This window comes from Flavobacterium tructae (assembly GCF_002217475.1).
In the GTDB taxonomy this organism is placed as follows: domain Bacteria; phylum Bacteroidota; class Bacteroidia; order Flavobacteriales; family Flavobacteriaceae; genus Flavobacterium; species Flavobacterium tructae.
Window position 1 is genome coordinate 125,239 of sequence record NZ_MUHH01000031.1, and the last position, 6,437, is coordinate 131,675.

Here is a 6,437-nt window from a genome sequence, read left to right on the forward strand (position 1 = left end):
AGTAAAATGAGGAAAATTCTTATAACTGGCGGTGCTGGTTTTATTGGTTCACACGTAGTAAGACGTTTTGTAAATAAATATCCTGAGTATCAGGTTTTTAATTTAGATGCGTTGACATATGCCGGAAATCTTGAGAATATTAAAGATATAGAGGATAAGTCTAACTATACATTTGTAAAAGGAGATATTGTAGATGAAACTTTTATAAACGAACTTTTTTCGGAACATAACTTTTACGGTGTTTTACATTTAGCTGCTGAATCTCATGTGGATCGTTCGATTGAAGATCCATTAGCTTTCGTTAAAACGAATGTAATAGGAACAATGAATTTATTAAACGCAGCAAAGAATCAATGGAAAGGAAATTTTGAAGGAAAGCGTTTTTACCATATCAGTACGGATGAGGTTTATGGCTCACTTGGAACTGAAGGACTTTTTACAGAAACAACTTCTTATGATCCTAATTCTCCTTATTCCGCTTCAAAAGCCAGTTCTGATCATTTTGTAAGAGCATATGGAGAAACTTACGGTTTGCCTTATGTTTTGACTAATTGCTCTAATAACTATGGATCTTATCATTTTCCTGAAAAATTAATTCCTCTTTTTATAAATAATATTATCAATAATAAAGCTTTACCGGTATATGGTGATGGTAATTATACACGTGATTGGCTTTTTGTTGAAGATCACGCTATTGCAATAGACTTGGTCTTTCACGAAGGTAAAAATCATGAAACGTATAATATTGGAGGCTTTAATGAATGGAAGAATATAGATTTGGTTAAACTATTATGTCAGATCATGGATCAGAAATTAGGTAGACCGGAAGGGACTTCAAAAGAATTAATTACTTATGTGAAAGACAGACCCGGGCATGATTTGCGTTATGCGATAGATGCTTCAAAAATTAATAAAGAATTGGGATGGAAGCCCTCAGTTACTTTTGAAGAAGGCTTAGAAAAAACGATTAATTGGTATCTGGATAATGAAGAGTGGTTACAGAATGTGACTTCTGGTTCTTATAAAGATTATTATCACAAACAATACTCATAAAATAAACATTTCGTTTCAATCAAACTTAAGGTTAAATTTTAACTCAAATATGAAAAAGATAATATACGTTCTTGCTTTGTTTTTTATTTTACTAGCGTCTTTTAATACAAATGCCCAAGATTTAATAAGGTCTAAAGATTTAAGTACTATAAAAGTTGATTATTTATCTGATGATGAAATCGCTAAGATTGTTGCTCAGTTAAAGAGCAATAATGCTACTATCAATGATGTTCAGTCTATGGCATTGTCAAAAGGGATGACTCAAAGTGAATTCGATAAATTAAGGACACGTGTAACGGAGTATGAGAAAAAAAACGGTAAAGACAAAGATAAGAACTCGAAAGATAAAGATAAAAGTAAAGAGGATAAGTTAAAAGAGTTTGATAAAGATTCTGAGTTTGGAAGAAAACAGGAAAAAATTAAAAATGAAAAAATTAAAGATTCATTAAACGCTTTGATTTTTGGATCCGAATTGTTTGATAGCCCAACTTTAAATTTTGAGCCGGATTTGAAAATGGCAACACCGGTAAACTATATTTTAGGACCAGGTGATAAGTTAGAAATTAGTATATATGGTATTCAACAGTTTGATGATACTGTTCCTGTTAATTTTGAAGGTAAAATTTCAATTCAAAATGTTGGGCAAATAGCAGTATCCGGAATGTCAATCGAAGCTGCTTCACAAAGAATAAAAACTGCGATCGCAAGAGTTTATAGTACGGTTCGATCTGGACAATCTCAGGTTAGTGTTACCTTGGGCGATATTAGAACAATTAAAGTAACAATTGTTGGGGGAAAACAGCCAGGTAATTATTCGATTTCTTCTCTTGCCTCTGTTTATAATGCACTTCATTTAGCAGGAGGTCCAGGTAAGAATGGCAGTTATAGAAATATAGAATTGATTCGAAATAACAGAGTTTACAAGAATGTTGATATTTATAAGTTTTTAGTAAAAGGTGATCAGTCAGATAACGTTAGTTTAAAGGATAATGATGTTATTAGAATTCCTGCTTATACTCAAAGAGTTACAGTTGAGGGAGAGGTGAAACGACCAGGGATTTTTGAGATGAAAAAAGGAGAAAAGTTTTCTGATCTTTTAAATTTTGCCTCAGGATTCAATGAGTTTGCTTATACTGCTTCAGTAAATGTACTTCAGAAAACAGGAAAGGAATTTAAAGTTCATGATATCAACGAAAGTGAATATGGTTCCTATGTTCCGCAATCAGGAGATGTGTTCAAGGTGACAAAGATTTTGAACCGATTCGAAAATCGTATTAAAATTGAAGGAGCTGTTTTCAGACCAGATTATTACTCTTATAGTGAAGGAATGAGAGTCTCAGATCTTATTACCAGAGCTGAAGGACTTAAAGAAGATGCTTACAGTAAGAGAGCAAGGATTATCCGTTTGAAGACCGATTTAACAACTGAAATTGTTAATGTGGATTTAAGTGCTGCTTTATCTGGAGATTTAAATGCTGATTTGGAGCTTAAAAGAGAAGATATTGTTACAGTGTATTCTATTTTAGAGTTTAGAGAGGAATATAAAGTAACAATTGACGGGGAAGTTAAAAACCCCGGTGAATACGAGTATTTTGAAAATCTAACTTTAAATGACCTAGTAGTACAGGTTGGTGGTTTGACTGGATCGGCATCAAAAAGAGTTGAAATAGCCAGAATGGTAAAATCTGATGTAATCGATGATGCTGACCCAAAAAAAATTGAATTGGTTGAGCTTGAAATTACCGCTGATAACAACGAGCAGATCAAAAATTTTGTGTTAAAGCCTTTTGATGTGATCAACATAAGAAGAATGGCAGTTTATGAAAAGCCTCAAATGGTTAAGGTAAGTGGAGCTGTTACCTACCCAGGTAAATATGTTCTGGCAAATAAAAAAGAAACGGTTTACAACGTTGTAATGAGAGCAGGAGGTTTAACATCTATTGCGAACCTGGATGGTATGAAAATAAAAAGGCCAATAAAGCAAGAGCAAATTGAACAATTAGAAACTGTAAATCTTAATTTGGATAAAAAATTGACTGCGGAAGAAGAAGCGCTGAAACCAAAACAGGAAGGTCTAAATTTAAAAGAAAAAGATACACTTAGTTCTAAATTATCTAAAAAACTTAGAGACGAATTAAAATTCGCGACTATTCCCGTAAATTGGGAAAAGATTGTGAAAGATAAAAATCACTATTCCAACGTTACTTTATTTCCAGGCGACGAAATTGAAGTTGCTGTTTACAATGAAGGCGTGAAAGTAACTGGAAATGTATTATTGACTTCTGAAATTCCATATAGAAGCGGAAAAGGGTTTAAATATTATATAAATTCTGTAGGAGGGGTTGATAGTAAAGGATGGAAAAAGAAAGCTTATATTATTTATCCTAACGGTAAAGCTTCTGTAACTACATCATTTTTGTTTTTTAGATCTTATCCTAGGGTAGAGCCTGATTCGCAAATTGTAGTTCCTGAAAAACCACAAACTAAAAAAATGACAGCAGGAGAATGGGTTGGTATTGGAAGCGTAATTTCTAGTTTAGCGTTATTAATAGTTACTGCTTTTAAATAAAATAATTTAATGGAGAATAAATCTACTGAAAACGATCAAATTTCGTTAAAAGAATTATTAGAAAAAATAAGTGAATGGTACAACTATCTACTTTCTCGATGGAAGATTATTATTGGAATTGCATTCTTAGGTGCAGTTTTTGGCTTAACCTATTCACTTATAAAGAAACCAATTTATACTGCAACTTTATCATTCGCTCTAGAAGATGAAAAAAGCGGAGGTGGTGGAATTGGAAGTGCTCTTGGTTTAGCAAGTTCACTTGGTCTAGATCTGGGTTCTGGAGGTGGAAGCATTTTTGTTGGGTCTAATTTAACAGAGTTGTTTAAATCAAGATCTATGGTCGAGAAGACTTTGTTATCGCCAGTTAAAATTAATAATAAAGTTATTTCATTAGCTGAAATGTATATTCAGAATAATGAATGGCGTAAAAAATGGAAAGATAATTCAAAACTTGCTAAGATTGAATTTTTGCCAAATAAAGATCGTAAATTATTTTCTCGAATGCATGATAGTATTTTGGGAGAGATTTATGGGGATTTATCGAAAGAAGCTTTAACCGTAGCGCAAAAAGATAAAAAAATAAGCATTATTAATATTGACGTTTCTTCAACAAATGAATTGTTTTCAAAATATTTTTGTGAGGCTTTAGCTAAAGAAGTAGGGATGTTTTATGTCCAAAGCAAAAGTAAAAAAGCAAGATTAAACATGTCAATTCTAGAGCGTCAGGTGGATTCTATTCAAGGAGAGTTAAATGGTGCTATAAGAGGAGTTGCAGTTGCAAATGATAATACATTTATGTTAAATCCAGCATTGAATGTTCGTCGGGCTCCTTCTGTAAGAAGGCAGGTTGACGTACAAGCTAATACTGCAATTCTTACTGAATTAATAAAGCAATCTGAATTAGCTAAAGTTACTTTACGAAAGGAAACGCCTTTAATACAAGTAATAGATAAGCCAATTTTACCCTTAAAAAGGGAGAAATTTGGAAAAATTAAAGGGATAGTTTTTGGCGGGACAATAGCTTTTATTCTTGTTACTATTTTTTTGATTTTAAGAAGAATTTTGAGAAATATAATGTTATAGTACTTTCTTTGTGACTTAATCTTTTAGTGAAAAAATCTGTTAAGGTTTTTTTGATGAAACGAAAATTATAAATTTTATAAAAAAAATGATACCTGTTACTAAACCTTTTTTGCCTCCTAAGGAGGATTATATGCAAATTCTAGATGGAATTTGGAAACGTCAATGGTTGACTAATATGGGGCCTCTTGCTAGTGAGCTTGAAGTAAAATTGAGAGATTATCTCAGAATCAGCCATTTATTATATGTTACAAATGGTACCGTAGCATTGCAAATGGCAATTAAAGCTTTAGATATTACGGGAGAGATCATTACAACACCTTTTTCGTTTGTGGCAACAACATCAAGTATTGTTTGGGAAGGGTGTGTACCAGTTTTTGTTGATATAGATGAAAGAAGTTTAAATATTGATGTAACTAAAATTGAGAAAGCCATAACCGATAAAACACAGGCTATTTTAGCGACTCATGTATATGGTAATCCTTGTGATGTAGTTGCAATTGACAATATCGCAAAAAAATACAATTTGAAAGTAATTTATGACGGAGCTCATGCTTTTGGTGTTGAAGTGATGGGAAAGTCCATTTTTGAATATGGTGATATTTCTACTTGTTCCCTTCATGCAACAAAACTTTATCATTCAATTGAAGGTGGTTTAATTATTACAAAAGATAAAGATTTACAAAAAAAACTTTCTTCTATAAGAAATTTTGGTATTTCGGGATTTGATTCTTTTTCTGAATTAGGAATAAATGGTAAAAATTCAGAATTTCACGCAGCAATGGGGTTGATTAATTTGAAGTATTTGCCTTTTGTAAACAGTAAAAGAATGGAATTAACAGATAGATATAACGATAAATTAAAAACTTTAAAGTTCTACAGGCCAGATTGGCACGAGATGGCAAATGTAAATTATGCATATTATCCGATAGTGCTCGAAAGCGAGGAATTGTTATTGAAAATAAAATCATTTTTAGATGGAAATGAAATTTTTACAAGACGCTATTTCTATCCTTCGCTGGCAAATGCATTGCCTTATCTAAAACCGAAAGACTTTTTAATTACTGATACAGTTTCTAAACGAGTCTTATGTTTACCTTTGTATAGTGACTTAACTATTGAAGAAGTTGATCTTATCTGTAGTTTAATGATTGAAGTTCAAAATAATTAACATATGTCAGTAGCGGTAATGCAACCTTATGTTTTTCCTTACATTGGATATTTTCAATTAATTAAATCTGTTGATGTTTTTGTTTTTTATGATGATGTTAATTTTATTAAGCAAGGATGGATTAATAGAAATAAAATATTAGTTGGGGGAAAGGAGTTCATTTTTACAATTCCACTAAAAGAAGTTAGTTCTTTTGCAACTATAAAAAAAACTGAAATAAATAATCAATTATTGATAAAATGGAAAGTTAAATTTTTTCGAACACTCGAGCAATCTTATAAAAAAGCACCATATTTTAATGAAATTTATAAATTAATCGAAGATATTCTTGAAAAAGAATATATCTCGATAGCTGAATTAGCGTATGAATCGGTTATTAGTATTTCTAAATATTTAGATTTAAAAACTATTTTTAGCTTTTCGTCTTTAGATTATGTTGACACAAAATTATTAGATAGGGAAAGTCGATTAATTGAAATTGTTAAGAGAAATAAATCATCTAGTTATATTAATCCTTTAGGAGGGAAAGAATTGTACAACAAAGAAAGTTTTGCGCAGCATGGT

General features: G+C 31.5%; 5 protein-coding genes. All 5 read left to right on the forward strand.

Annotation, left to right across the window (positions count from 1 at the left end):
* Positions 1-6 precede the first annotated feature (6 nt).
* Entirely contained in the window at positions 7-1,053 is a 1,047-nt protein-coding gene (gene rfbB, locus B0A80_RS14390; RefSeq protein ID WP_089077695.1) for a dTDP-glucose 4,6-dehydratase, read from the forward strand.
* Positions 1,054-1,102: 49 nt separating this feature from the next.
* Positions 1,103-3,622: an SLBB domain-containing protein gene (locus B0A80_RS14395; RefSeq protein WP_089077696.1), complete on the forward strand. Its 2,520-nt coding sequence runs from the start codon at positions 1,103-1,105 to the stop codon at positions 3,620-3,622.
* Positions 3,623-3,631: 9 nt separating this feature from the next.
* Positions 3,632-4,705 (forward strand): Wzz/FepE/Etk N-terminal domain-containing protein, encoded by a 1,074-nt coding sequence (locus B0A80_RS14400; protein WP_089077697.1) that lies wholly within the window; start codon positions 3,632-3,634, stop codon positions 4,703-4,705.
* Between the two features lie 85 nt (positions 4,706-4,790).
* Positions 4,791-5,873: a DegT/DnrJ/EryC1/StrS family aminotransferase gene (locus B0A80_RS14405; RefSeq protein ID WP_089077698.1), complete on the forward strand. Its 1,083-nt coding sequence runs from the start codon at positions 4,791-4,793 to the stop codon at positions 5,871-5,873.
* 3 nt (positions 5,874-5,876) lie between these two features.
* On the forward strand, positions 5,877-6,437 hold a 561-nt coding region (locus B0A80_RS14410), incomplete at its 3' end, for a WbqC family protein (RefSeq protein WP_089077699.1).